The following is a 21,269-nucleotide window of genomic DNA, read 5'->3' as shown; positions in this document are numbered from 1 at the left end:
CCTCGCGAGTTCAGGCGAGCAGCGGCGTCATCAACCTAACGGTGTCCACGTGTCCTGAGTTACAGGGGCAACTCCAGCGCGCAAACCGTTTCTTGTGGCCGACGATCACCTTGAAGTGCGTCTCCAGTGTGCGGTTGCGCGCAAGCAGGTCGTTGAGGTCGCGGTAAAGAAAGCGGAAGCGCCACAGAAATTCGGACATGTATTGCAGGTACGTCCAGACTTCGTCGAGCTTGGGCTTGTGATCGTCGGGCAGCCGCAGTCGCCGTTCGATTTCCTGCTCGAACTGGGCGAAGATGCTGTTGATGATGTCGTCTTTATTGCGGAAGTGATAGTACAGATTGCCCGGGCTGATTTTCATCTCCTCGGCAATCGTGGTGGTCGTGACGTTCGGTTCGCCGATGTCGTTGAAGAGCCGGAGTGACACCTCAAGAATTCGTTCGCGGGTACGGCGCGGCGGCTTTGCTTCCATGTCTGTCGGCCCCGGTAAGCGGCAAGCGTGACGAACGATGTTCTCCGCTTGCGTCTATGAGTTGAATATCAGGTATACGGCGACCGATTATACCCGGCAGCCGCGCGCTGCCAAGCATGGGGGAGGAAGGCGGCGAACGTTATCAGAAAAACGCTGTACGTACCCGTTCGACAATGACGGGCCCGGCGAGCAAGGCCCAGGTAAGCAGGCAAAGGCCGAGCGCGATGAGGACCGCCGCGCTGCCGAAATCCTTGGCACGTTTGGACAGTTCGTGTCGCTCCAGCGAAATGCGGTCGATGGCCGCCTCGATGCTGGAGTTGACCAGCTCGATGATGAGCACGAGCAGCACCGAGCCGATGAGCAGCACGCGCTCGACGGAGGTCACGGGCAGGAAGACCGCCGCCGGCAAGAGGATGGCGGCGAGCGCCAGTTCCTGCCGGAAGGCGCTCTCTTCGAACACGGCGAACTTGAAGCCGGACAAGGAGTATTTCAGGGCACGCCAGGCACGCATGATGCCCCGATTGCCCTTGTACGGATTCGGTTGTTTGTCGCGTGGCGGCGGGTGATCGATGAACAAGCGTCGGGTTCCTCGCCGCAACGGGCTCTGGAGGTGGATCAGACCGCGCTCGCGAGCGACAGCTCGGGCTTGCGCGGATGCAGATGCGAGGCGAACTCTTCGGAGGCCGCCTGCCACGAAAACCGCTCGGCCCAGGCACGCGCACTCGGGCGCGAGACCTTGAGCGCATCGAGACAAGCCTCGCGCAAGTCCTCTCGCAGCGCGCCGCCTTCGCCTTCCGGGCAGCCGCTAAGGACATCGACCGGGCCGGTCACCGGGAAGGCCGCGACCGGCAGCCCGCAAGCCATCGCTTCGAGCAGCACCAGGCCGAACGTGTCGGTACGGCTGGGAAAGACGAATACGTCGGCCGACGCGTAGACCTTTGCGAGTTCGGGCTGCGAAAGCATGCCAAGGTAATTCACGTCGGGGTAGCGCGAGCGCAGTTCGGCCAGTTGCGGCCCTTCGCCCGCAACCCATTTCGAGCCCGGCAAATCCAGTTTCAGGAAGGCCTCGATGTTCTTCTCCACGGCGACACGCCCCACGTAGAGGAAAATCGGATGTGCCGAATTTAGCACATGTGCGTCTTGCGCACGGAAGATGTCAAGGTCGACGCCACGCGTCCAAAGCACCACATTCTGGAAGCCGTTCGCTTCGAGATCGCGCTTGACCACCGGCGTGGGTGCCATCACGGCGTGCGACGCCTTGTGGAACCAGCGCAGAAAGCGGTAGGTTGTCGAGAGCGCAAAGCCGAAGCGCGCCTGCACATACTCCGGGAAGCGCGTGTGATAGGCCGTGGTGAACGGAAAGTCGTTGCGCAGGGCCCATTTGCGCGCGGCCATGCCGAGCGGGCCTTCGGTGGCGATGTGCAGGGCGTCCGGTGCGAAATCTTCGATGCGCCGTGTCACGCGTGCGCCGGCGAAGAACGCGAGACGGATTTCCGGGTAGGTCGGGCACGGCATCGTGCGGAATTCCTGCGGCGTGAGCAGCTCGACACGATGGCCGGCCGCCTCCAGCTGAGCGCGCGTGTTCTTCAACGTGCGGACCACGCCGTTGATCTGCGGATCCCAGGCGTCGGTGACGATCATGATTTTCATCGGGCGCTCCTTCGCGCACATGGCGCGCTTCGGTGACACGCGCGAACTCGCGCGTGAGGGCGCACGTACGACAGCACAGTGCCGTGCGTGCGCGGGGTTAGCGGGGTGAAATCGGGCAAGCGTCTTGGGCCAGCGTCTCGGACTGGCGTCTCCCGAGGTGTGGCGATCATGGCGGCGCGAGGCCGGCCAGGGTCACGGTGCGGGCTCAAGTGCTGACCGTCGCGGTTTTCGCGCGGGCGCGCACGTTGCGTTTTTGCGTCCAGTGGATGATGCGCAGCTCGCCCTCGGTCGTCTCGACCAGCGCTGAGAGGCTCTCCACCCAGTCGCCGTCGTTGCAGTAGAGCAAGCCGTCGATCTCGCGAATCTCGGGCTTGTGGATGTGTCCGCACACCACGCCATCGCAGCCACGGCGGCGCGCTTCGTCGGCCATCACGTGCTCGAAGGCCGAAATGAAGTTCACGGCGTTTTTCACCTGGTGTTTCAGATACTGCGACAGCGACCAGTACGGGAAGCCGAAGCGCGTGCGCACGCGATTGAACCAGCGGTTGAGCAGCAGGGTGAGGGTGTAGAGCGAGTCGCCCAGATACGCGAGCCACTTGGCGTGCTGAATCACGCCGTCGAACAGGTCGCCGTGGGTGACCCACAGACGTTTGCCCGACAGTGTGGTGTGGAACGCCTCGTCGCGCACCGCAATGTCGCCGAACGCCAACCCGCAGAACTGACGTGCCGCTTCGTCGTGATTGCCGGGTACGTAGATCACCTGCGTACCCTTGCGTGCGCGGCGCAGCATTTTCTGCACAACGTCGTTGTGCGCCTGCGGCCAGTGCCAGCCGCGCCGCAGATGCCAGCCGTCGATGATGTCGCCGACCAGGTACAGGTAGTCGGACTCGTGATGACGCAGGAAGTCGAGCAGGTAGTCTGCCTGACACCCTTGGGTGCCGAGGTGGATGTCCGAGAGCCAGATCGTACGGTAGCGGGTGATGCCGTCGGGGGGCGGGTCGAAGGGATCGGGCGTGTCGGGCGGCAGTTCGATCGTGTCGGGCGGGCTGATGGGCGGGGCGGCGGGGCGGCCTGGCGGGGTGTCTGCGAAGTGACCGGCGCGAGCCGCAGACGTTGGGATCGGCAACTCAAAGGTGGGGGTCGTCGTCATACCGGCTCGCACGTCGCGTTGAACATGCGTGCATTGCGCCACGATTTCGTGAAGCGACGATGACAGTCACGATCATGTCGCGAAAGTGGCGTCCAACGTCGCGACGACGCGACAGCGGGACCCGCGCCAGCCAGGGACGCCTCGGATCAGACGGCGCGTGGCAATCCCTGGGCCACGCGCTCGAGCGTCTCGAGCACATGGGCGCGCGCGCGTGGATGCGTGCCCAGCGACACATGTCCGAGCCGGTCGAGCGCGATGTTGTGGGCACCGGGCAGCACGCAAGTGCGCACCGGATAGACGACGTTGTCGTGAAACGTGTAAATCGACGTGATGCGCGCGCGTTGCGTTTGCGTTTCGCGACTGGCGAGCGCTGCGAGCCATTCGCTGCCGACGCCCATCTGGCGAGCGTTGGTGCCGAGGCCATGGCGCGCATGCAGGGTGCCGAAGTGCGGCGAGCCGAGCGTGATGGTGTGAGCGACCGGCAGGGTGGGCGCGTGGCGCAGGCAGGCACGCGCCGCGAGTCCGCCCATGCTGTGGCCGATGATGACGACGGGCAGCCGGGTGCGTTCGGCAAGGGCGCGCGTGGCATTGGCAATCGTGGGGGCGTAATCGTCGATGTCGCCGAACATTGGGCCAAGATTGACGGCGTCGCAGTCGTAGCCCGCGTCGGCGAGATGGCGCGAGAAACGCAGCCAGAACGCGCGATTGCAGCCGTAACCATGCAACAGCAATACCGAGACGGGGCGCGCCGGGCCACGCGGCGGCGGCAGTCGGGCGGTGCTGAACCACGGTTGGCAGAGATCGAGCAGGAAGATCGACGCCGCGCATTCGTAGGCCCATACGGCCGCATGGGTGCCGGCGGTGGCGCGCCGCTCCGGCGACGGGTCGCCCTGGGCGGCCATGACGAAGCCGGCCGCAAGGCCGATGGCGTGGGCGACGGGCAACCATAGCACCGTCCATAACAAAGTCGTCCAGGGGCTATGCCAAACGGTCCACGTGGCGACGGCGACGATGAGCGATAGCCCGATTTCGATGCCGCCGTAGATCAGGTGGGCGCGCGAGGCGCGCGGGGCAGGGCGGGCAGCGGGGGGCGCTGTGGTCATTTGCCCAGCACGCTCACGAGACGCGTGCCGGCGAGCCGGTCATGAATGAACTGGTGATCCGGCATCACGCGCATGGCCAAGGCCCAGAGCACGATCCAGCCGGTGAGCAACGCCACGCTGCCCCAGCCCGTGATTCCGAGTCCCCAGTCGAGCGCCATGGCCGGCAGCACCCACAACCATGCGAGCGCGTAACGCGCGACAGCGCGGGCAGTGCGCACCGGTTGTCCATGCGCGTCGACCAGACGGATTTTCCACGTCTTCATCGCGAGCGTCTGGCCACCGTGGGTCCAGAACCAGACGAAGTACGCGCCAAGTACAAGAAACAGCCAGGCTTGCATGGCATGCCGGTGCATCAGGCCGCTGTGCTGCTGGGTGAGGGCGCTGAACAGGTAGCCGGCAAGGAACAGCACGCCGAAGAGCAGCAGCGATTCGTAGAGCATCGAGAGCAGGCGGCGGCGTAGCGTCGGCACAGCGTAGCCATCCGCTTCGATGCCGGACGGCACGTCTGGCGAGGGTGTGGTGTCGGGCGAGCAGTGCGGCGTGGCGGGCTGGGTGGCGGAGTCGGTCATCGCGGCGTGGTCTGGGATTTTTGTCGGGTGCCCTGGCGCCCATGCCGGCATGGGGCAGTGGCGGCGGGCATGTCGCGTCCTGTGCCGCACATTATGCGCAAGAATGTGCCGGCGAGCCAGCCAGTCGGCGGGGGCGTTTCGAACGCATAAAGACAAACGGCCGCCCGGGGGGGGGGCGGCCGTTGCGGCATGACGATGGCCAAGGGCGGCTGGCGTCAGGCGTCAGTTGTGATGATAAATCTCGGCGTTGAAGACGGCGTCGCCATTCTTGTCGCCGTTTGCCGTGCCCGCGCTCGCCGGCGTCGCTCCTGGCGACGGTGCGGCTGAAGTCGGCATCGATTGCCCGGTCGCCGGTGCTGCCGCGCCCGATGCCACCGGCGCCGGCAACGCGCCATTCTTGCCCGGGGTGCCGGCCTCCTTGCGATGCACTGCAGCGTACGGATTTTTCACGCCTGGGCGGCCCGACGGCGGTGCGCTGACCACGTTCGGACGGTTGGCCTGCTTTCGGTCGTCCGCGGCAAGGCGCTTTTTCTGTTCTTCGGTGAGTTGCTGATACTGCTGCCACATCTGCGCTTTTCGCTCGGGCGGCAGCGTCTTGGCATTCTGATAACTCTCTCGCGCCAGCTTGCGCTGCTCGGGCGTCAGGCGCACCCAGTCCGCCATGCGGTCATGCAGGCGCTTGCGGCTTTCCGGTGACAGCGTATGAAAGCGCTTGGCAATCTCGATCCACTTCTCGCGCTGACGCTCGCTCATGCGATTCCAGTCCTGGGCGAGCGGCGCGAGCGCCTCTCGCTGGCCGGCCGTGAGCTTGGCCCAGTAACCGCCGGGCGATGCAATAGACGTCGCCGCAGCGCCGCTCGCGGTCGCACCGCTGGCCGTCAGATTGCCGACCGGCCCATGGGTGGGGGTGGCGCCGCCGGGGGCAGATGCGCCGGCCATGACCGGAGGCACGTCGGACACCGCTTCAGGCGCGTGCGTGTGGCGCAGCGCGGCCGTGCCGGCGATCGCGGCCGCGATCAGCGCGGCGAGCAGAAGAAATACATTGCGTCGCGTCACGGGGGGGGCTTGGGTAGGGGGGCTACTGGGCACGCTTCACATAGGCGTTGAAGCCATGGTCGGCATAGGCCGACAACGGGAGTTCGTCGCTCAATACGGCGGCATCGATGTCTGCCAGGTCCTGAATGTGTTGCTGATGTTCCCAGTACGCGAGCCCTGCCAGGCCGATCACCAATGCGGCGAGCGGCCAGAGCAGCCCGAGACGGCGCAGCTTGTCGAACGTGCGGCGTGGGCCGCCGGCTTCCGACGATGGCATGGCGCCGACACCGGCGAGCACCAGCGCCGGTTGCACGATGGCCACCGGTTCGGGCTTTTTGCGCGCGAGCGCCTCCTGACGAGCGGCGGCCAGCCGGGCCGCGATATTCGGCGACGGCGCGTCGGACGCTTCGTCCAGCGCACGTCGCACGCGATGTGCGAAGCGGAGTTCCCTCGTTTCCAGATCGTGACTCATAACCTGATCCCTTTTGCCTTCAACGCCTGCGCCAACGCATGGGTGGCGCGCGAGCAGTGCGTCTTGACGCTGCCCTCCGAGCACCCCATCGTGGCGGCCGTCTCGGCAACGTCCATATCTTCCCAGTAACGCATGAGGAAGGCTTCTCGTTGACGTGTCGGCAGTTTCTGTATTTCCGCGTCGATGAGCGAGAGGATTTCGGCGCGCGAAACGGTCTCTTCGCTGCTCTCGGTCTGCACAGACCCATCCTCGGCCAATAAGGTTTCCAGAGGATCGAAGTCGTCGCGTTCGTCGTCGCCCGGGCCCGCGAGATTTGAGAATAGCGTGACCCAGGTGTTACGCACCTTTTGCCGACGGAAATAGTCGTGAATGGCGTTCTGGAGAATGCGCGTGAACAGCAGCGGCAGGTCGGCCGGCGGCTTGTCGCCGTATTTTTCGGCCAGGCGGATCATCGCATCCTGAACGATATCGAGGGCGGCCTCGTCGTCGCGTACGGCATAGACGGCCTGCTTGAAGGCGCGCCGTTCGATGCCCGCGAGAAAATCCGCCAGTTCCTTGTCAGATGCCATCCGGTGGGGTGCACGCAGCGTTGCGCGCTGCGCCTTTGAAATGCCATGTAAGCGTAAAGGCCACGTAAAGATTCATGTAGCCGGTGCGGATGCTACCAAAAACGCGCTGTGCTGTAACCGCTTTTGCTTCCGGTGGTGCCGGTTTGCGACGGCGCCGGGCTCGCCAGCTTCCTATCGTGTGAAGATTGTGCACCGGCTTGGGGCGGTGTGGGGCATGGCGAGGGGATTCTGCGAGGCCGACTTTGCAGTCATGCTGCAAATGCATAAACCTGCTTGACCATTTTGCTGCAAACCGGTAATGTTGCCAGTTCGCAATATCTGTGATTGTCTCAATATCGGCACGCCTATCCGGGGTGTCCATCATTCAGACGCGCAGCTTGAGCCCGAACCACAAGTTCGCGGGGAGAGCACCCGATCAAAATTTTTGCCGAAACTTTGAAAGGTCGACGATGAATATGCCAAGCGCGGAATTCTCCGAGGCGGAAGCTACACGCCACCAAAATACTTCCGAAGACATGATTGGCGCCGAGATTCTCGTGCGCTCGCTTCAGGAAGAAGGGGTCGAACATCTGTGGGGTTATCCCGGCGGTTCGGTTCTCTACATCTACGACGAACTCTACAAGCAGGACAAGATCCAGCACATCCTGGTGCGCCATGAGCAAGCCGCCGTGCATGCGGCCGACGCTTATTCGCGCTCCACCGACAAGGTCGGCGTGTGTCTCGTGACGTCCGGCCCCGGCGTGACCAATGCGGTCACCGGGATTGCCACCGCGTACATGGATTCGATCCCGCTCGTCATCATCACCGGGCAGGTGCCCACGGCCGCCATCGGCCAGGATGCCTTCCAGGAATGCGACACGGTCGGTATCACCCGTCCGTGCGTCAAGCACAACTTCCTCGTGAAGGATGTGCGCGATCTCGCCGCAACCATCAAGAAAGCCTTCTATATCGCCAAGACGGGCCGTCCGGGTCCGGTGCTGGTTGATATTCCGAAGGACGTGTCCAAGGCGCGCTGCCGCTTCGACTATCCGAAGTCGGTGTCGCTGCGTTCGTACAATCCGGTCACGAAGGGGCACTCGGGCCAGATCCGCAAGGCGATGAGCCTGCTGCTCTCGGCCAAGCGTCCCTATATCTATACGGGCGGCGGCATCATTCTGGCCGACGCGTCGAAGGAACTGAACCAGTTCTGCGACCTGCTCGGCTATCCGGTGACCAACACGCTCATGGGCCTGGGCGGGTATCGTGCGAGCGATCCCAAGTTCCTCGGCATGCTGGGCATGCACGGCACCTACGAAGCGAACATGGCCATGCAGCACTGCGACGTGCTCATCGCCATCGGCGCGCGCTTCGACGACCGTGTGATCGGCAATCCGGAACACTTCTCCGAGCGTGCGCGCAAGATCATTCACGTCGATATCGACCCGTCGTCGATTTCCAAGCGTGTGAAGGTCGATATCCCGATCGTCGGCGACGTGAAGGAAGTGCTGCGCGAGATGATCGAAAACCTGCAAACCGCGGAGCAGGGCCCGGACGCCGGGGCGCTGGCCGACTGGTGGAAGCAGATCGAGGAATGGCGCTCGCGCGATTGCCTCGCGTTCGATCGCCAGAGCGAAATCATCAAGCCGCAACATGTGGTCGAGACGTACTGGAAGCTCACCGACGGCGAAGCCTTCGTGTGCTCGGACGTCGGCCAGCACCAGATGTGGGCGGCGCAGTACTACCGCTTCAACAAGCCGCGCCGCTGGATCAACTCGGGCGGCCTGGGCACGATGGGCTTCGGCCTGCCGGCGGCCATGGGCGTGAAGATGGCGCACCCGGATGCCGAAGTCGCCTGTATCACCGGCGAAGGCTCGATCCAGATGTGCATCCAGGAACTCTCGACGTGCCTGCAATACCGCACGCCGATCAAGATCCTGTCGCTCAACAACCGCTATCTGGGCATGGTTCGCCAGTGGCAGCAGATCGAATACAGCAAGCGCTACTCCAGTTCGTACATGGACGCGCTGCCCGACTTCGTGAAGCTTGCCGAGGCGTACGGTCACGTGGGCATTCGCATCGAGAAGTCGTCGGACGTCGAGCCCGCACTGCGCGAGGCGTTGCGCCTGAAGGATCGTACGGTATTCATGGATTTCCAAACGGATCCCACCGAAAACGTCTGGCCGATGGTCCAGGCGGGCAAGGGCATCAGCGAGATGCTGCTCGGTTCGGAAGATCTGTAAGCCGAGGCGCGCGCCGACAGTCGCCGCCGGTCAGGCCGGCGCGGGCGCGACGTCCCCACACTAGGACAATCCGGGATACACCATGAGGCATATTATTTCTGTTTTGCTCGAGAACGAGCCGGGCGCGCTGTCGCGTGTGGTCGGCCTGTTTTCGGCGCGTGGCTACAATATCGAGACCCTCACCGTCGCACCGACCGAAGATCGGTCGCTCTCGCGCATGACGGTGGTCACGACGGGCTCCGACGACGTCATCGAACAGATCACCAAGCACCTGAACCGGCTCATCGAGGTGGTGAAGGTGGTCGATCTGACCGAAGGGGCGCATATCGAACGTGAGCTGATGCTCATCAAGGTGCGCGCCGTGGGCAAGGAGCGAGAAGAGATGAAGCGGATGTCGGATATTTTCCGCGGCCGCATCATTGACGTTACTGAAAAGACCTATACGATCGAACTGACCGGGAATTCGTCGAAACTCGACGCCTTCATCGACGGGCTCGATCGTACGGCGATTCTCGAGACGGTTCGTACCGGTGGCTCGGGCATCGGGCGCGGTGAGCGCATCCTGAAAGTCTGATCGGTAGCGGCAACGCGGTAAGCGGATTTCGATCCATTCTGATTTGAGTAATTTTTTGGCATTACGGGACAATTCCAAATGAAAGTTTTCTACGACAAAGACGCCGACCTCTCCCTCATCAAGGGCAAGCAAGTGACGATCATCGGCTATGGCTCGCAAGGCCATGCCCACGCCCAGAACCTGAAGGACAGCGGTGTGAACGTGACGGTCGGTCTGCGCAAGAATGGCGCTTCGTGGAACAAGGCGGTCGGCGCCGGCCTGAACACCAAGGAAGTGGCGGAAGCCGTGAAGTCGGCCGACATCGTCATGATGCTGCTGCCGGACGAGCAGATCGGCGACGTGTACAAGAACGAAGTGCATGGCAACATCAAGGAAGGCGCCGCCCTGGCCTTCGCGCACGGCTTCAACGTGCATTACGGCTGCGTGATTCCGCGCGCTGACCTCGACGTCATCATGATCGCCCCGAAGGCCCCGGGCCACACGGTGCGCTCGACGTACTCGCAAGGCGGCGGCGTGCCCCACCTGATCGCCGTGGCACAGGACAAGTCGGGCGCCGCGCGCGACATCGCCCTGTCGTACGCTGCCGCGAACGGCGGCGGCCGTGCCGGCATCATCGAAACGAACTTCCGCGAAGAAACGGAAACCGACCTGTTCGGCGAGCAAGCCGTGCTGTGCGGCGGTACCGTCGAGCTGATCAAGGCCGGTTTCGAAACGCTGGTCGAAGCCGGTTATGCGCCGGAAATGGCCTACTTCGAGTGCCTGCACGAACTCAAGCTGATCGTCGACCTGATCTATGAAGGCGGCATCGCCAACATGAACTACTCGATCTCGAACAACGCCGAGTACGGTGAGTACGTCACCGGCCCGCGCGTCGTGACCGAAGAGACGAAGAAGGCGATGAAGCAGTGCCTGACCGATATCCAGACCGGCGAGTACGCCAAGTCGTTCATCCTGGAAAACAAGGCGGGTGCCCCGACCCTGATCTCGCGTCGTCGCATCACGGCCGAGCACCAAATCGAGCAAGTGGGCGGCAAGCTGCGCGCAATGATGCCGTGGATCGCCAAGAACAAGCTCGTCGACCAGTCGAAGAACTAAGTACGACGCGCCGCAAGATGCGTACGCCCGGCAGCGTGTGGGCGTCGCACTGGCGGCGCACGGCAGGCGGCTTGGGCGCGTCAAGCGCATCGCGCGTTTGAGCGCCGGAACCGCCGCGCCTGGCCGTCCGTTTTGCTGTAGCTGTCGCTATGGCAAGGCGGACGGCTTTTTTCGTTTCCTCTCCCCCCGCATCGACCGTGAACTGGCATCGTGGCGCCTCGATGTGGCCGGCTTTGCGGTGGCGACGCCGATGTGTCGATTGGGGAAAAAGTGTCGCCGCGCCGCGCGCATTGCTACAATGCCGCCACGTCACGGTTTGGCCCAACGCAGGCCGACCCGCTCACTCAACCGTTTTACCAAGGACGCGAGTTCAATCGCATGAATTATCCTCACCCGATCATTGCCCGCGAGGGCTGGCCCTTCCTGGGTATCGCCGTCGCCGTGGCGCTCGTCGTGCACTTCATGGCCGGCGTGCTGTGGGCCGCGCCGTTCTGGGTGATCGCCCTGTTTGTCCTGCAGTTCTTCCGGGATCCGCCGCGACAGGTGCCGCAGCAGGCCGGCGCCGTACTTTCGCCCGCCGACGGACGCATCGTGGCCATCGAAACCACGCAAGATCCGTACGCTGGCCGTGAAGCGTTGAAGATCAGCGTGTTCATGAACGTTTTCAACGTGCACTCGAATCGTGCCCCGGTTGACGGCACGGTGACCAAGGTGGAATATTTCCCGGGACGTTTCTTCAACGCCGATCTCGACAAGGCATCGCTCGAAAACGAGCGCAATGCGCTGGTGATCGACGTGGGGGGGCAGATCGTCACGAGCGTGCAGGTCGCAGGACTCATCGCGCGCCGGATTTTGTGCTACGTGAAGGTGGGCGATACGCTTTCGCGCGGTCAGCGTTACGGTTTCATTCGTTTCGGTTCGCGGGTCGACGTGTACCTGCCGCTGGGCTCGCGTCCGCGCGTGACCATCGGCGAGAAGGTGTCGGCCACCTCGACGATCCTCGCCGAGCTGTAAGCCACTCGAGCCCACGGACCACGGCCGTGTGCGGCGGCGCGACTTCCTGTCGTGCGTCACCGTGTCGCGGCCTGCAACTGCTTTCGCTTCTTGCGTTCCAATCGCGGTGATCCGATGCGGGATCGCCCGCTGTCATAGCATCGTCAGGGAGGTCCGCATGCCGGAAAACCATCGCGGCCGCTTGCGCAATAATGTCAGGCATCTTTCGGCGTTCAGCCGTCACAACCATTCATCCGCAGAGCCATTGATGAACGAAGACCACGACCACGGTGTGGAGGACGATCTGCCGGTGCGCCCGCGCAATCGCGGCATCTACCTGTTGCCGAACGCCTTTACGACCGCCGCGCTGTTCTGCGGCTTCTTCGCGATCGTGCAGGCCATGAACGATCGTTTCGAGCAGGCCGCCATCGCGATCTTCTTCGCCATGGTGCTCGATGGCATGGACGGGCGCGTGGCACGTATGACCAACACGCAGAGCGCGTTCGGCGAGCAATACGATTCGCTCTCGGACATGACCTCGTTCGGCGTAGCGCCGGCGTTGGTGATGTACGAATGGATTCTCCATGAGATCGGCAAGTGGGGCTGGCTCGCCGCGTTCGTCTACGTGGCCTGCGCGGCTTTGCGGCTGGCGCGCTTCAATACGAACATCGGCGTGGTCGACAAGCGCTTCTTCCAGGGCTTGGCGAGTCCGGCGGCCGCTGCGCTTATTGCCGGTTTCGTGTGGATTACGATCGACAACAAATTACCGGTCAACGTTTTCTGGATGCCCTGGGTGGCGTTCGGGCTGACGATTTACGCGGGGATGTCGATGGTATCGAATGCGCCGTTCTATAGCGGCAAGGCGCTCGATGTGCGCCAGCGGGTGTCGTTCGGCGTGGTGCTGCTCTTCATGGTCGGCTTCATTCTCGTGTCGTCCGACCCGCCGCTGGTGCTCTTCGGCATGTTCTGCCTGTACAGCGTTTCCGGCTATGTGCTCTGGGCCTTCCGCTTTCTGAAGGGGCGCCGGCAGCGCATTTTCGGCGACGTCGACGAATAACGGTGGCAAAACAAGGGGCGTCTCGGTGCGCCCCTTGTCACATTCGCCTGTCAGGCTTGCCGGGCGATCGTTTGCGATGCGATGTTGTAGTCTTGCGAATGCAGGCCGGAAGTTTCCCCTGGCCCGGGCGGGTCGTGGCAACGCTGAGCCGACCCGGTGCCGTTTCCATGGTTCGACGTGACGAAGGAGCAAGCATGGGCATTCTGGACTTTGTGAAAGAAGCCGGCGAGGCATTGTTGGGCGGCCAGGCGCAAGCCGCAGAGGCGCCCGCGCCGGGGCCTGACGCGGACGAAGCCAACCGCAACGCGGCCGACGCCATCGAGGCGTACATCAAGACGCAGAACCTCGACGCGACCGGCCTGACCGTCACGTTCGACGGCGCATCGCGCACGGTGACGGTGTTCGGCGTGGCCCCGGATCAAGCGACCAAGGAAAAGATCCTGCTGTGCTGCGGCAACGTGAAGGGCGTCGAGAAGGTGGACGACCGGATGTCGGTGTCGACGGCGTCGGCCGAGGCGACGTTTCACACCGTGGAGAAGGGCGATACCTTGTCGGCGATCTCGAAGAAGGTCTATGGTGACGCCAACCGATACAACGCCATTTTCGAGGCCAACAAGCCGATGCTCTCCAGCCCGGACCGAATCTATCCGGGACAGGTGCTGCGCATTCCGGTGGCCTGATCGTCGTTTGTCTCGTGATATCCAGCCCGGCGCCGTGCCGGGCTGTTCATGGGTGGCGCAGGCAGGATCGCGGGCTCGCGAGCGCCTGTCTGCATGCGGCTTGCAGCCCGCGCCGCGCGTTGCGAAATCACCCGATTGCGACTATATTGGCGCTCATGATTTCAGGCGCCACCCCGGCTTCGGACCTTCCTCTCGCACCGCCAACGCTATGCCATTCCCCCGTTCGCGGGCCGGCCATGCCTGCGCGCGTCGCGCGCTGATTTCCTCCCGGTAGTTGCCCGCCCGTCCGACGATCCGTCCGCCCGTGTTGCCTGCTGCGTGAGCACAGTGTCGTGGGCGCCCAGGCGTCCTTCGGCTTGCGACTGCGCCGCCCCCGGACATCTAGAACGAACTGAACCCTACAAGATCCCCACTGGAGAAAGTCATGGCCGACAAGCTGATCATTTTCGATACGACCTTGCGCGACGGTGAACAGTCGCCCGGCGCGTCGATGACGCGCGATGAGAAGATTCGCATCGCCCGTCAGCTGGAGCGTCTGCGCGTGGACGTGATCGAAGCCGGCTTCGCCGCCAGCTCGAACGGCGACTTCGAGGCCATCCGGGCCATTGCCGGCATCATCAAGGACAGTACCGTCTGCTCGCTTGCGCGTGCCAACGACCGCGATATCGCCCGCGCCGCCGAGGCCCTCAAGGGCGCGAACTCGTCGCGTATCCATACGTTCATCGCCACGTCGCCGCTGCACATGGAGAAGAAGCTGCGCATGAGCCCGGATCAGGTGCTCGAGCAGGCGAAACTCGCCGTGCGATATGCGCGTCAGTTCACCGACAATATCGAATTCTCACCGGAAGACGGCAGCCGCTCCGAGCTGGATTTCCTTTGCCGCGTGCTGGAAGCCGTCATCAACGAAGGCGCGACGACCATCAACGTGGCCGATACCGTGGGTTACGGCGTGCCGGAACTTTACGGCCAGCTCGTACGCACGCTGCGCGAGCGTGTGCCGAATTCGGACAAGGCGGTCTGGTCGGTGCACTGCCACAACGATCTGGGCATGGCCGTCGCGAACTCGCTGGCGGGGGTGCAGTTGGGGGGCGCGCGTCAGATCGAATGCACGATCAACGGTCTGGGCGAGCGCGCGGGCAATACGGCACTCGAAGAAGTCGTGATGGCGATCAAGACCCGCAAGGATTACTTCGGTCTGGAGCTCGGCATCGATACGACGCAAATTGTGCCGGCCTCGAAGCTCGTCTCGCAGATCACCGGCTTCAGCGTTCAGCCGAACAAGGCGGTGGTGGGCGCCAACGCGTTTGCGCACGCCTCGGGCATCCACCAGGACGGCGTGCTCAAGGCGCGCGACACCTACGAGATCATGCGGGCGGAAGATGTGGGCTGGACCGCCAACAAGATCGTGCTCGGCAAGCTCTCGGGCCGCAACGCCTTCAAGCAGCGCCTTCAGGAGCTGGGCATCGAGATGGCGTCGGAGCAGGACGTGAATGCCGCGTTCGCTCGCTTCAAGGAACTGGCTGACCAGAAGGCTGAAATCTTCGACGAGGACATTCTGGCGATCGTCTCGAATGAAGCGCAGGCCGACAGCAGCGAGCATTTCCATCTCGTGTCGATGGCGCAACATTCCGAGACGGGCGAGCGCCCGAGCGCCCGCGTGGTCTTCACCGCGCAGGGTAAGGAACTCATGGGAGACGCCGAGGGTAACGGCCCGGTCGACGCCGTGCTCAATGCCATCGAATCGCAGGTGCAAAGCGGCGCCGAGCAACTGCTGTATTCGGTGAACGCGATCACGACGGGTACGCAATCGCAGGGTGAGGTGACGGTGCGACTGTCGAAGGGCGGGCGCATTGTGAATGGCGTGGGCACAGATCCCGATATCGTCGCGGCGTCTGCCAAGGCGTATCTGTCGGCGCTCAACAAGCTGTATTCGAAGGCCGAGAAGCTCAACCCGCAACTGACGCCGTAAGCGAGGGCGCACTGGCGCCGTTGACGACCGATCCATGGCACGACACGCCCGCCTCCGGACATCCGGCAGGCGGGCGTTTTGCTGTTGGTGGGGCTCGAAATGCGATCAGAACAAGTCGTGATCGAACTTCTCGTGTAGCGGATCGGGGCTGATCTGGGTCGTCTTGACGATGCCGTCCGCATCGAAATAGAAGTTCATCATCGAGTACCAGACGTCGTCCTGCTTGAAGCGATAAGTCCAGACTTCGCGCTTCATGAGGGGGAAGTACGACGTTTCGACCGGTTCGCCGAAGTGATGCAGTACGTCGGTTTTCGTCCACTTGTCGATCTCGACCTTGTTGAACTCCGGCATCGAGAGCACTTGCGCGGTACCCAGCAGGCGGCCTTGAGCGTCGAAATCGGCGGCGATCGTCTCTTCGCCGAACGGCTTGGTCGGATAGAGCCAGCGCGTCACGCCGGGGGGGAGCGGATAGACTTCCCTGGGTTTGCCCAGCCTTGCTTGCACCTCGGCCTGCGAGGCGTTGGGGGAAATGGTTTGCCACGGGGGCGTGTAGCAGGCGCTCAGCGATAGCGCGAGTGCGCCGCCCAGGAGCCAGCGCAGTGCCGCGGCGGGGCGTGAAGCGCCGGACAAGGTGGCGGCGGTGTTCGGGGGGGCGATGCCCGCGCGCGCCCGAGTCGAATCAGTCATGAATGGCCTCGCGTCAGAGGAAGACGGCCGCAGAGCGGCATGTCGATAGCATACCGCCGTGTCGCGCGTTCCGGGGCGGGGCGGCTTGCCGGGGGCGGGTGGGGGCGTTATGATTCGCGCCGACACAGTCTCAGAGGCCTCGATGAAAGTTCATGTCTTGCTGGCGCGCTTGAGCGCGGTGTTGTGCGCCGCTGGCTTGCTGGCCGCGACCAGCCTTGCCCACGCGGCACCGCCGATCCGGCTGGCGCTCATCGAGGGGATGAGCGGCCCCTTCGGCAATGCGGGCGCCATGGTCGAGCGCAATTTGCGGTTCGCGATCGAGCGCGTGAATGCGCGCGGTGGGGTGAAGTTGCGCGACGGCGCCCATCCGTTCGAGTTGACGGTGTTCGACAGCAAGGGCGGCGTCGAAGACAGCCTGGTGCAACTCAAGGCTGCCGGCGATCTGGGCATCCCATTCGTCTTCCAGGGCAACAGTTCGGCCGTTGCGTCGGCGTTGATCGATGCAATCAACAAACGCAATGCGCGCGAGCCCGGGCAGCGCATGCTGTTCTTCAATTACTCGGCCGTCGACACGGCGCTCACCAACGAGCAGTGCAGTTTCTGGCATTTCGCCTTCGACGCCAATGCCGCCATGCGCATGCAGGCGTTGACCGAGGCCATCAAACAAGATCCGAGCATCCAGAAGGTCTACCTGCTCAACCAGGACTACAGCTTTGGCCGGCAGGTCGCCGGGCTCGCCCGACAGATGATTGGCGCCAAGCGCCCGGACGTGCAGATCGTGGGTGAGCAGTTCAGCCCGGTGGGGCGCGTGAAGGACTTCACGCCCTATCTTGCGCGCATTCGCGCGGCAGGTGCCGATACGGTGGTGACGGGGAGTTGGGGCAACGACCTGACCTTGCTCGTCAAGGCCGCACGCGAACAGGGGATGGAGCTCAAGTTCTACACGTTCTATGGCAACGCCCTCGGCGCGCCGGCAGCACTGGGCGAGGCCGGGGTTGGCCGCGTGTACGCCGTGGCCGAATGGCACCCGAACGTGGGCGGCGAGGCGTCGGATGCGTTCTACAAGGCGTTCCGTGCGCGTTATCCGGAGGCGCGCGACGACTATGCGCTGCTGCGCATGAGCGTGATGATCGACATGATCGCCGCGGCGCTCGAGCAGGCCGGCACCACCGATGTGACGACCGTGGCGCGGGCGCTGCAGAACCGCCGGATTCGCGAGGCGCCGGTCGACGCATGGATGCGTCCGAACGACCACCAGCTGATCGAGCCGTTGTACGTGTCGGTCATGCGCCGCGCGGGCGAGCCGGGGGTGAAGTTCGACAACGAAGGCTCGGGCTTTGGGTTCAAGACAGTGCTCGAGCTGCCCGCCAATAAGGTGGCATTGCCCAGTACTTGCCGGATGGCCCGCCAGCGGTGAGTGGCCGGGAAGGGCGGAAGGGCTGGCGTGACGGGAAAAATAATTGGTCGAAATTTTCCGGATAATCCGTTGAAATGGTCCGGATTATTTGGTGGGATGCCCGGTTTTCAGCGCTCAAGCCGTTCGCTCGGCCCCGTCTGAGGCGGCGTGGCGAGGAAAAGTATGGCATCCGGGAGGCAACTCCCGTATAATCGCGCACTTGCAGTTTTGTTTATGTGCGGCAATGCCGCGCATGTTTTTGTAAGTTCACGGCACGGCCATTCTTCCGTGACCGCGTGTATCCAAAGGAAAGCAAATGACTACCGCAATGACCAAGAAGTCGGACGTCGTGGCGCAATTCGCCCGTGCCGCTAACGATACCGGCTCCCCCGAAGTGCAAGTTGCGCTGCTCACCACGCGCATCAACGAACTGACGCCGCACTTCAAGGCGCATATGAAGGATCACCACAGCCGCCGCGGTCTGCTGCGCATGGTGAGCCGTCGCCGCAAGCTGCTCGATTACCTCAAGGGCAAGGACGCAGATCGTTACCGCGCCCTGATCGAGAAGCTGGGCCTGCGTAAGTAAGCGATTGCGATTACGACGAGATGCCTGTATCAGCGTGCTGATGCAGGCATTTTGTTTTTGGGCGCTCCCTGACGGATGTCCTGAGGATGTCCGGCCGGTCGCGTACCTCACGGTTGGGCTGGGTTCTCCCCGGTTCCAGCAGTTCCTGTAGTTCCCACTTTATGGGGCCTCGTCGATAAGCAGGGCTTGTGTCATTCCAGCGTCGCCCGAGCGATGCCAATGCCTACGCGCCAAGGTGCCGGGCAACGCTGGAATGGCATAACACTCCCCCCTGCGAGGCGTCGGGATCACCCCGGCAGCGATATCGCGCCGCTGCTGCATTCGCGCGATTCGATATAGGAGTGCAAATGTTCAATAAAGTCGTCAAGTCTTTCCAATGGGGACAAAACACGGTTCGCATGGAGACGGGGGAGATTGCTCGCCAGGCATCCGGTGCCGTGCTCGTCGACATGGACGATACGGTCGTGCTGGCCACGGTCGTGGGTGCGAAGAGCGCCAAGTCGGGTCAGGATTTCTTCCCGCTGACCGTCGACTATCTGGAAAAGACTTACGCCGCCGGCAAGATCCCGGGTGGCTTCTTCAAGCGTGAAGGCCGTCCGTCGGAAAACGAAACGCTGACGTCGCGCCTGATCGACCGCCCGATCCGCCCGCTCTTCCCGGAAGGCTTCTACAACGAAGTCCAGGTGGTTGTGCAGGTCGTTTCGCTGAACCCGGAAGTGCCGGCGGATATCCCGGCCCTGATCGGCGCATCGGCAGCGCTGTCGATCTCCGGTCTGCCGTTCAACGGCCCGGTGGGCGCCGCGCGCGTGGCCTACGTCGACGGTCAGTACGTGCTGAATCCGTCGCGTGAGCAGATCGCCCAGTCGAAGCTCGACCTCGTCGTTGCCGGTACGGAGCAAGCCGTGCTGATGGTCGAATCGGAAGCGAAAGAGCTGCCGGAAGACGTGATGCTGGGCGCCGTGGTGTTCGGTCACGATCAAATGCAAACGGCGATCAACGCCATTCACGATCTGGTGCGCGACGCAGGCAAGGCCGAGTGGGATTGGGCCCCGGCCGCGAAGAATGAAGCGCTGATCGCACAGGTGTCGGCACTGGCGGACGCCTCGCTGCGCGCTGCTTACCAGACGCGCGAAAAGCAAGCGCGTACGCAACAACTGCGCGCCGTGACCAGCGACGTGATCGCCAAGCTGGGCGAAGCGGCGAGCGCCAAGGGCGAAGCCGCGCCGGACAGTATCGAAGTGGGCAACATCCTGTTCGATCTGGAAGCCAAGATCGTGCGTAGCCAGATTCTGGCTGGCGAGCCGCGTATCGACGGCCGCGACACGCGCACCGTGCGCCCGATCTCGATCCGCACCGGCGTGCTGCCGCGTGCCCACGGTTCGGCGCTGTTCACGCGTGGCGAAACGCAGGCCCTCGTGGTGGCCACGCTCGGCACCAAGAGCGACGAGCAGATCATCGACGCGCTGCAAGGCGAGTACCGCGATCGCTTCATGCTGCACTACAACTTCCCGCCGTTCTCGACGGGTGAAACGGGTCGCGTGGGTTCGCCCAAGCGCCGCGAAATCGGTCACGGCCGTCTGGCCAAGCGCGCTTTGGTGGCGTGCCTGCCGGGCGCCGACGATTTCGGTTACACCGTGCGTGTAGTGTCGGAAATCACCGAATCGAACGGTTCGTCGTCGATGGCGTCGGTGTGCGGTGGCAGCCTCGCCATGCTGGACGCCGGTGTGCCGCTGACGGCGCCGGTCGCCGGTATCGCGATGGGCCTGATCCTCGAAGGCAACAAGTTTGCCGTGCTGACCGATATTCTCGGCGACGAAGATCACCTGGGCGACATGGACTTCAAGGTGGCGGGTACGTCGAACGGCGTCACCGCACTGCAGATGGACATCAAGATCCAGGGCATCACGAAGGAAATCATGCAGGTCGCCCTGGCGCAAGCCAAGGAAGGCCGTCTGCATATTCTTGACAAGATGGCGCAAGCGCAGTCGGGCGTGCGTACGGAGCTGTCGGAATTCGCGCCGCGCATGGTCACCATCAAGATCAACCCGGAAAAGATCCGTGACGTGATCGGCAAGGGCGGTTCGGTGATCCGTGCACTGACGGAAGAAACCGGCACGAGCATCGATATCTCGGACGACGGCGTGGTGACGATTGCCAGCCCGAGCGCCGAAGGCATTGCGGAAGCGAAGCGCCGCATCGAGCTGATCACCGTGGAAGTCGAAGTGGGCCAAGTGTACGACGGTACCGTGCTGAAGCTGCTCGAGTTCGGCGCGATCGTGTCGGTGCTGCCGGGTAAGGATGGTCTGCTGCACATCTCCGAAATCGCCAACGAGCGTATCAAGGACATCAACGAGTACCTCAAGGAAGGCCAGGCGGTGCGCGTGAAGGTGATCCAGCAGGACGACAAGGGTCGTCTGCGTCTGTCGCACAAGGCGCTGACGGACGAAGAAAAGCAGGGTAGCCCGGCGCTGGTCAAGCGCGAAGGCGACGCTCAGTAATTCCGATGTCGGTATGAGGCTTGGCGGCGCGCGTTGGTGCGTCGCTGTGCCAAAGAAAACGGCGACGCTTGCGCGTTGCCGTTTTTTTATCCATCGCACGGATCGGCAAAATAATGCGGAAAAAATGCGAGAAGGGTATTTACAGAAAATGGGTTTGTCTTTAGAATCTCACTTCTCTGTTCGGGGGGTATAGCTCAGCTGGGAGAGCGCTTGCATGGCATGCAAGAGGTCAGCGGTTCGATCCCGCTTACCTCCACCACGGATTCCGAAGCTTGATTTTCAGGCGCATCGAACAAGCAAGATTCTTGCGAAAACGATGCAAATCACTTGAAAATAAAGCTTCACAAGCGAAGAAATGTTGTTTAGAATAGCGTTCTTCGCGAAATGCAGTAAAGCGAAACAGACAAGATTGTGACGATTTTGTCCCCTTCGTCTAGAGGCCTAGGACATCACCCTTTCACGGTGAGTACAGGGGTTCGAATCCCCTAGGGGACGCCA

Annotated in this window: 17 protein-coding genes, 2 tRNA genes and 3 pseudogenes; 12 read left to right on the top strand and 10 right to left on the bottom strand. The window is 63.1% G+C overall.

Translation table 11 applies throughout. The features are described from left to right. Positions 1 to 67: 67 nt before the first annotated feature. From PCE31106_RS23455 to PCE31106_RS23415, 9 genes and pseudogenes are all read right to left on the bottom strand, one after another. Positions 68 to 469, bottom strand: a pseudogene (locus PCE31106_RS23455) (TetR/AcrR family transcriptional regulator); the annotation flags it as partial. A gap of 142 nt (positions 470 to 611) precedes the next feature. Further along, positions 612 to 1,007, bottom strand: a pseudogene (locus PCE31106_RS23450) (diacylglycerol kinase); the annotation flags it as partial. Between the two features lie 77 nt (positions 1,008 to 1,084). Next, positions 1,085 to 2,119: a glycosyltransferase family 4 protein gene (locus tag PCE31106_RS23445; RefSeq protein WP_150564845.1), complete on the bottom strand. Its 1,035-nt coding sequence runs from the start codon at positions 2,117 to 2,119 to the stop codon at positions 1,085 to 1,087. Between the two features lie 205 nt (positions 2,120 to 2,324). Beyond that, positions 2,325 to 3,098: pseudogene (locus PCE31106_RS23440) on the bottom strand (UDP-2,3-diacylglucosamine diphosphatase); the annotation flags it as partial. Between the two features lie 317 nt (positions 3,099 to 3,415). Beyond that, positions 3,416 to 4,372, bottom strand: a complete 957-nt coding sequence (locus tag PCE31106_RS23435; protein WP_150564843.1) for an esterase/lipase family protein — start codon at positions 4,370 to 4,372, stop codon at positions 3,416 to 3,418. Then, entirely contained in the window at positions 4,369 to 4,941 is a 573-nt protein-coding gene (locus PCE31106_RS23430; RefSeq protein WP_150564842.1) for an RDD family protein, read from the bottom strand. The genes PCE31106_RS23435 and PCE31106_RS23430 overlap by 4 nt, the downstream gene beginning before the upstream one ends. Before the next feature lie 222 nt (positions 4,942 to 5,163). After that, entirely contained in the window at positions 5,164 to 5,997 is an 834-nt protein-coding gene (locus tag PCE31106_RS23425) for a DUF3106 domain-containing protein (RefSeq protein WP_150564841.1), read from the bottom strand. Positions 5,998 to 6,019: 22 nt separating this feature from the next. Continuing rightward, complete coding sequence (locus tag PCE31106_RS23420) at positions 6,020 to 6,448, bottom strand: DUF3619 family protein (protein WP_017233283.1); 429 nt, start codon at positions 6,446 to 6,448, stop codon at positions 6,020 to 6,022. After that, complete coding sequence (locus PCE31106_RS23415) at positions 6,445 to 7,017, bottom strand: RNA polymerase sigma factor (RefSeq protein WP_017233284.1); 573 nt, start codon at positions 7,015 to 7,017, stop codon at positions 6,445 to 6,447. The genes PCE31106_RS23420 and PCE31106_RS23415 overlap by 4 nt, the downstream gene beginning before the upstream one ends. 449 nt (positions 7,018 to 7,466) lie before the next feature. On the opposite strand from PCE31106_RS23415, the gene PCE31106_RS23410 reads away from it, so the two are divergent. The 7 genes from PCE31106_RS23410 (at position 7,467) to PCE31106_RS23380 (ending at position 15,604) form a co-directional block, all read left to right on the top strand. Then, positions 7,467 to 9,236 carry an acetolactate synthase 3 catalytic subunit gene (locus PCE31106_RS23410; protein WP_150564840.1) on the top strand — a complete coding sequence of 590 codons (1,770 nt, stop codon included), beginning with the start codon at positions 7,467 to 7,469 and terminating at the stop codon, positions 9,234 to 9,236. 82 nt (positions 9,237 to 9,318) lie between these two features. Then, positions 9,319 to 9,810, top strand: a complete 492-nt coding sequence (gene ilvN, locus PCE31106_RS23405; RefSeq protein ID WP_026131822.1) for an acetolactate synthase small subunit — start codon at positions 9,319 to 9,321, stop codon at positions 9,808 to 9,810. Positions 9,811 to 9,888: 78 nt separating this feature from the next. Beyond that, the gene (gene ilvC / locus PCE31106_RS23400; RefSeq protein ID WP_017233287.1) at positions 9,889 to 10,905 is read left to right on the top strand and encodes a ketol-acid reductoisomerase; all 1,017 of its coding nucleotides are present in this window, start codon (positions 9,889 to 9,891) and stop codon (positions 10,903 to 10,905) included. A gap of 378 nt (positions 10,906 to 11,283) precedes the next feature. Beyond that, positions 11,284 to 11,919, top strand: a complete 636-nt coding sequence (locus PCE31106_RS23395; RefSeq protein ID WP_026131823.1) for a phosphatidylserine decarboxylase — start codon at positions 11,284 to 11,286, stop codon at positions 11,917 to 11,919. A gap of 157 nt (positions 11,920 to 12,076) precedes the next feature. Then, positions 12,077 to 12,955 (top strand): CDP-diacylglycerol--serine O-phosphatidyltransferase, encoded by an 879-nt coding sequence (pssA, locus tag PCE31106_RS23390; protein WP_017233289.1) that lies wholly within the window; start codon positions 12,077 to 12,079, stop codon positions 12,953 to 12,955. A 194-nt stretch (positions 12,956 to 13,149) separates the two neighbouring features. Further along, positions 13,150 to 13,635, top strand: coding sequence for a peptidoglycan-binding protein LysM (lysM, locus tag PCE31106_RS23385; RefSeq protein WP_017233290.1), 486 nt, complete (start codon positions 13,150 to 13,152; stop codon positions 13,633 to 13,635). A 424-nt stretch (positions 13,636 to 14,059) separates the two neighbouring features. Then, positions 14,060 to 15,604: a 2-isopropylmalate synthase gene (locus tag PCE31106_RS23380; protein ID WP_017233291.1), complete on the top strand. Its 1,545-nt coding sequence runs from the start codon at positions 14,060 to 14,062 to the stop codon at positions 15,602 to 15,604. A 105-nt stretch (positions 15,605 to 15,709) separates the two neighbouring features. Here PCE31106_RS23380 and PCE31106_RS23375 read toward each other — a convergent pair whose 3' ends face one another. After that, on the bottom strand, positions 15,710 to 16,291 hold the full coding sequence (locus PCE31106_RS23375; protein ID WP_254441302.1) for a hypothetical protein: 582 nt from the start codon (positions 16,289 to 16,291) through the stop codon (positions 15,710 to 15,712). Between the two features lie 142 nt (positions 16,292 to 16,433). On the opposite strand from PCE31106_RS23375, the gene PCE31106_RS23370 reads away from it, so the two are divergent. The 5 genes from PCE31106_RS23370 (at position 16,434) to PCE31106_RS23350 (ending at position 21,269) form a co-directional block, all read left to right on the top strand. Further along, a complete protein-coding gene (locus PCE31106_RS23370) occupies positions 16,434 to 17,708 on the top strand; it encodes a branched-chain amino acid ABC transporter substrate-binding protein (RefSeq protein WP_150564839.1) in 1,275 nt (424 codons plus the stop codon). 295 nt (positions 17,709 to 18,003) lie between these two features. Beyond that, entirely contained in the window at positions 18,004 to 18,273 is a 270-nt protein-coding gene (gene rpsO, locus PCE31106_RS23365; RefSeq protein ID WP_017233294.1) for a 30S ribosomal protein S15, read from the top strand. Between the two features lie 341 nt (positions 18,274 to 18,614). After that, on the top strand, positions 18,615 to 20,771 hold the full coding sequence (pnp, locus tag PCE31106_RS23360) for a polyribonucleotide nucleotidyltransferase (RefSeq protein ID WP_026131825.1): 2,157 nt from the start codon (positions 18,615 to 18,617) through the stop codon (positions 20,769 to 20,771). A 183-nt stretch (positions 20,772 to 20,954) separates the two neighbouring features. Then, positions 20,955 to 21,030 (top strand) — tRNA-Ala (locus tag PCE31106_RS23355). Positions 21,031 to 21,193: 163 nt separating this feature from the next. After that, positions 21,194 to 21,269, top strand: a tRNA-Glu gene (locus PCE31106_RS23350).

Origin of the sequence: Pandoraea cepalis (assembly GCF_902459665.1) — a bacterium.
Lineage (GTDB): Bacteria > Pseudomonadota > Gammaproteobacteria > Burkholderiales > Burkholderiaceae > Pandoraea > Pandoraea cepalis.
Note: the sequence above shows the minus strand (reverse complement) of the source record. Positions and strands in the feature narration are given on the sequence as shown.

Excerpts from the sequence above, each read along its gene's own strand:
- PCE31106_RS23445 (WP_150564845.1), bottom strand. The coding sequence starts at position 2,119 with ATGAAAATCATGATCGTCACCGACGCCTGGGATCCGCAGATCAACGGC.
- lysM (WP_017233290.1), top strand. The coding sequence starts at position 13,150 with ATGGGCATTCTGGACTTTGTGAAAGAAGCCGGCGAGGCATTGTTGGGC.
- ilvN (WP_026131822.1), top strand. The coding sequence starts at position 9,319 with ATGAGGCATATTATTTCTGTTTTGCTCGAGAACGAGCCGGGCGCGCTG.
- PCE31106_RS23395 (WP_026131823.1), top strand. The coding sequence starts at position 11,284 with ATGAATTATCCTCACCCGATCATTGCCCGCGAGGGCTGGCCCTTCCTG.
- PCE31106_RS23375 (WP_254441302.1), bottom strand. The coding sequence starts at position 16,291 with ATGACTGATTCGACTCGGGCGCGCGCGGGCATCGCCCCCCCGAACACC.
- PCE31106_RS23430 (WP_150564842.1), bottom strand. The coding sequence starts at position 4,941 with ATGACCGACTCCGCCACCCAGCCCGCCACGCCGCACTGCTCGCCCGAC.
- PCE31106_RS23435 (WP_150564843.1), bottom strand. The coding sequence starts at position 4,372 with ATGACCACAGCGCCCCCCGCTGCCCGCCCTGCCCCGCGCGCCTCGCGC.
- rpsO (WP_017233294.1), top strand. The coding sequence starts at position 18,004 with ATGACTACCGCAATGACCAAGAAGTCGGACGTCGTGGCGCAATTCGCC.
- PCE31106_RS23370 (WP_150564839.1), top strand. The coding sequence starts at position 16,434 with ATGAAAGTTCATGTCTTGCTGGCGCGCTTGAGCGCGGTGTTGTGCGCC.
- PCE31106_RS23415 (WP_017233284.1), bottom strand. The coding sequence starts at position 7,017 with ATGGCATCTGACAAGGAACTGGCGGATTTTCTCGCGGGCATCGAACGG.
- PCE31106_RS23410 (WP_150564840.1), top strand. The coding sequence starts at position 7,467 with ATGAATATGCCAAGCGCGGAATTCTCCGAGGCGGAAGCTACACGCCAC.
- PCE31106_RS23380 (WP_017233291.1), top strand. The coding sequence starts at position 14,060 with ATGGCCGACAAGCTGATCATTTTCGATACGACCTTGCGCGACGGTGAA.
- pssA (WP_017233289.1), top strand. The coding sequence starts at position 12,077 with ATGCCGGAAAACCATCGCGGCCGCTTGCGCAATAATGTCAGGCATCTT.
- ilvC (WP_017233287.1), top strand. The coding sequence starts at position 9,889 with ATGAAAGTTTTCTACGACAAAGACGCCGACCTCTCCCTCATCAAGGGC.
- PCE31106_RS23420 (WP_017233283.1), bottom strand. The coding sequence starts at position 6,448 with ATGAGTCACGATCTGGAAACGAGGGAACTCCGCTTCGCACATCGCGTG.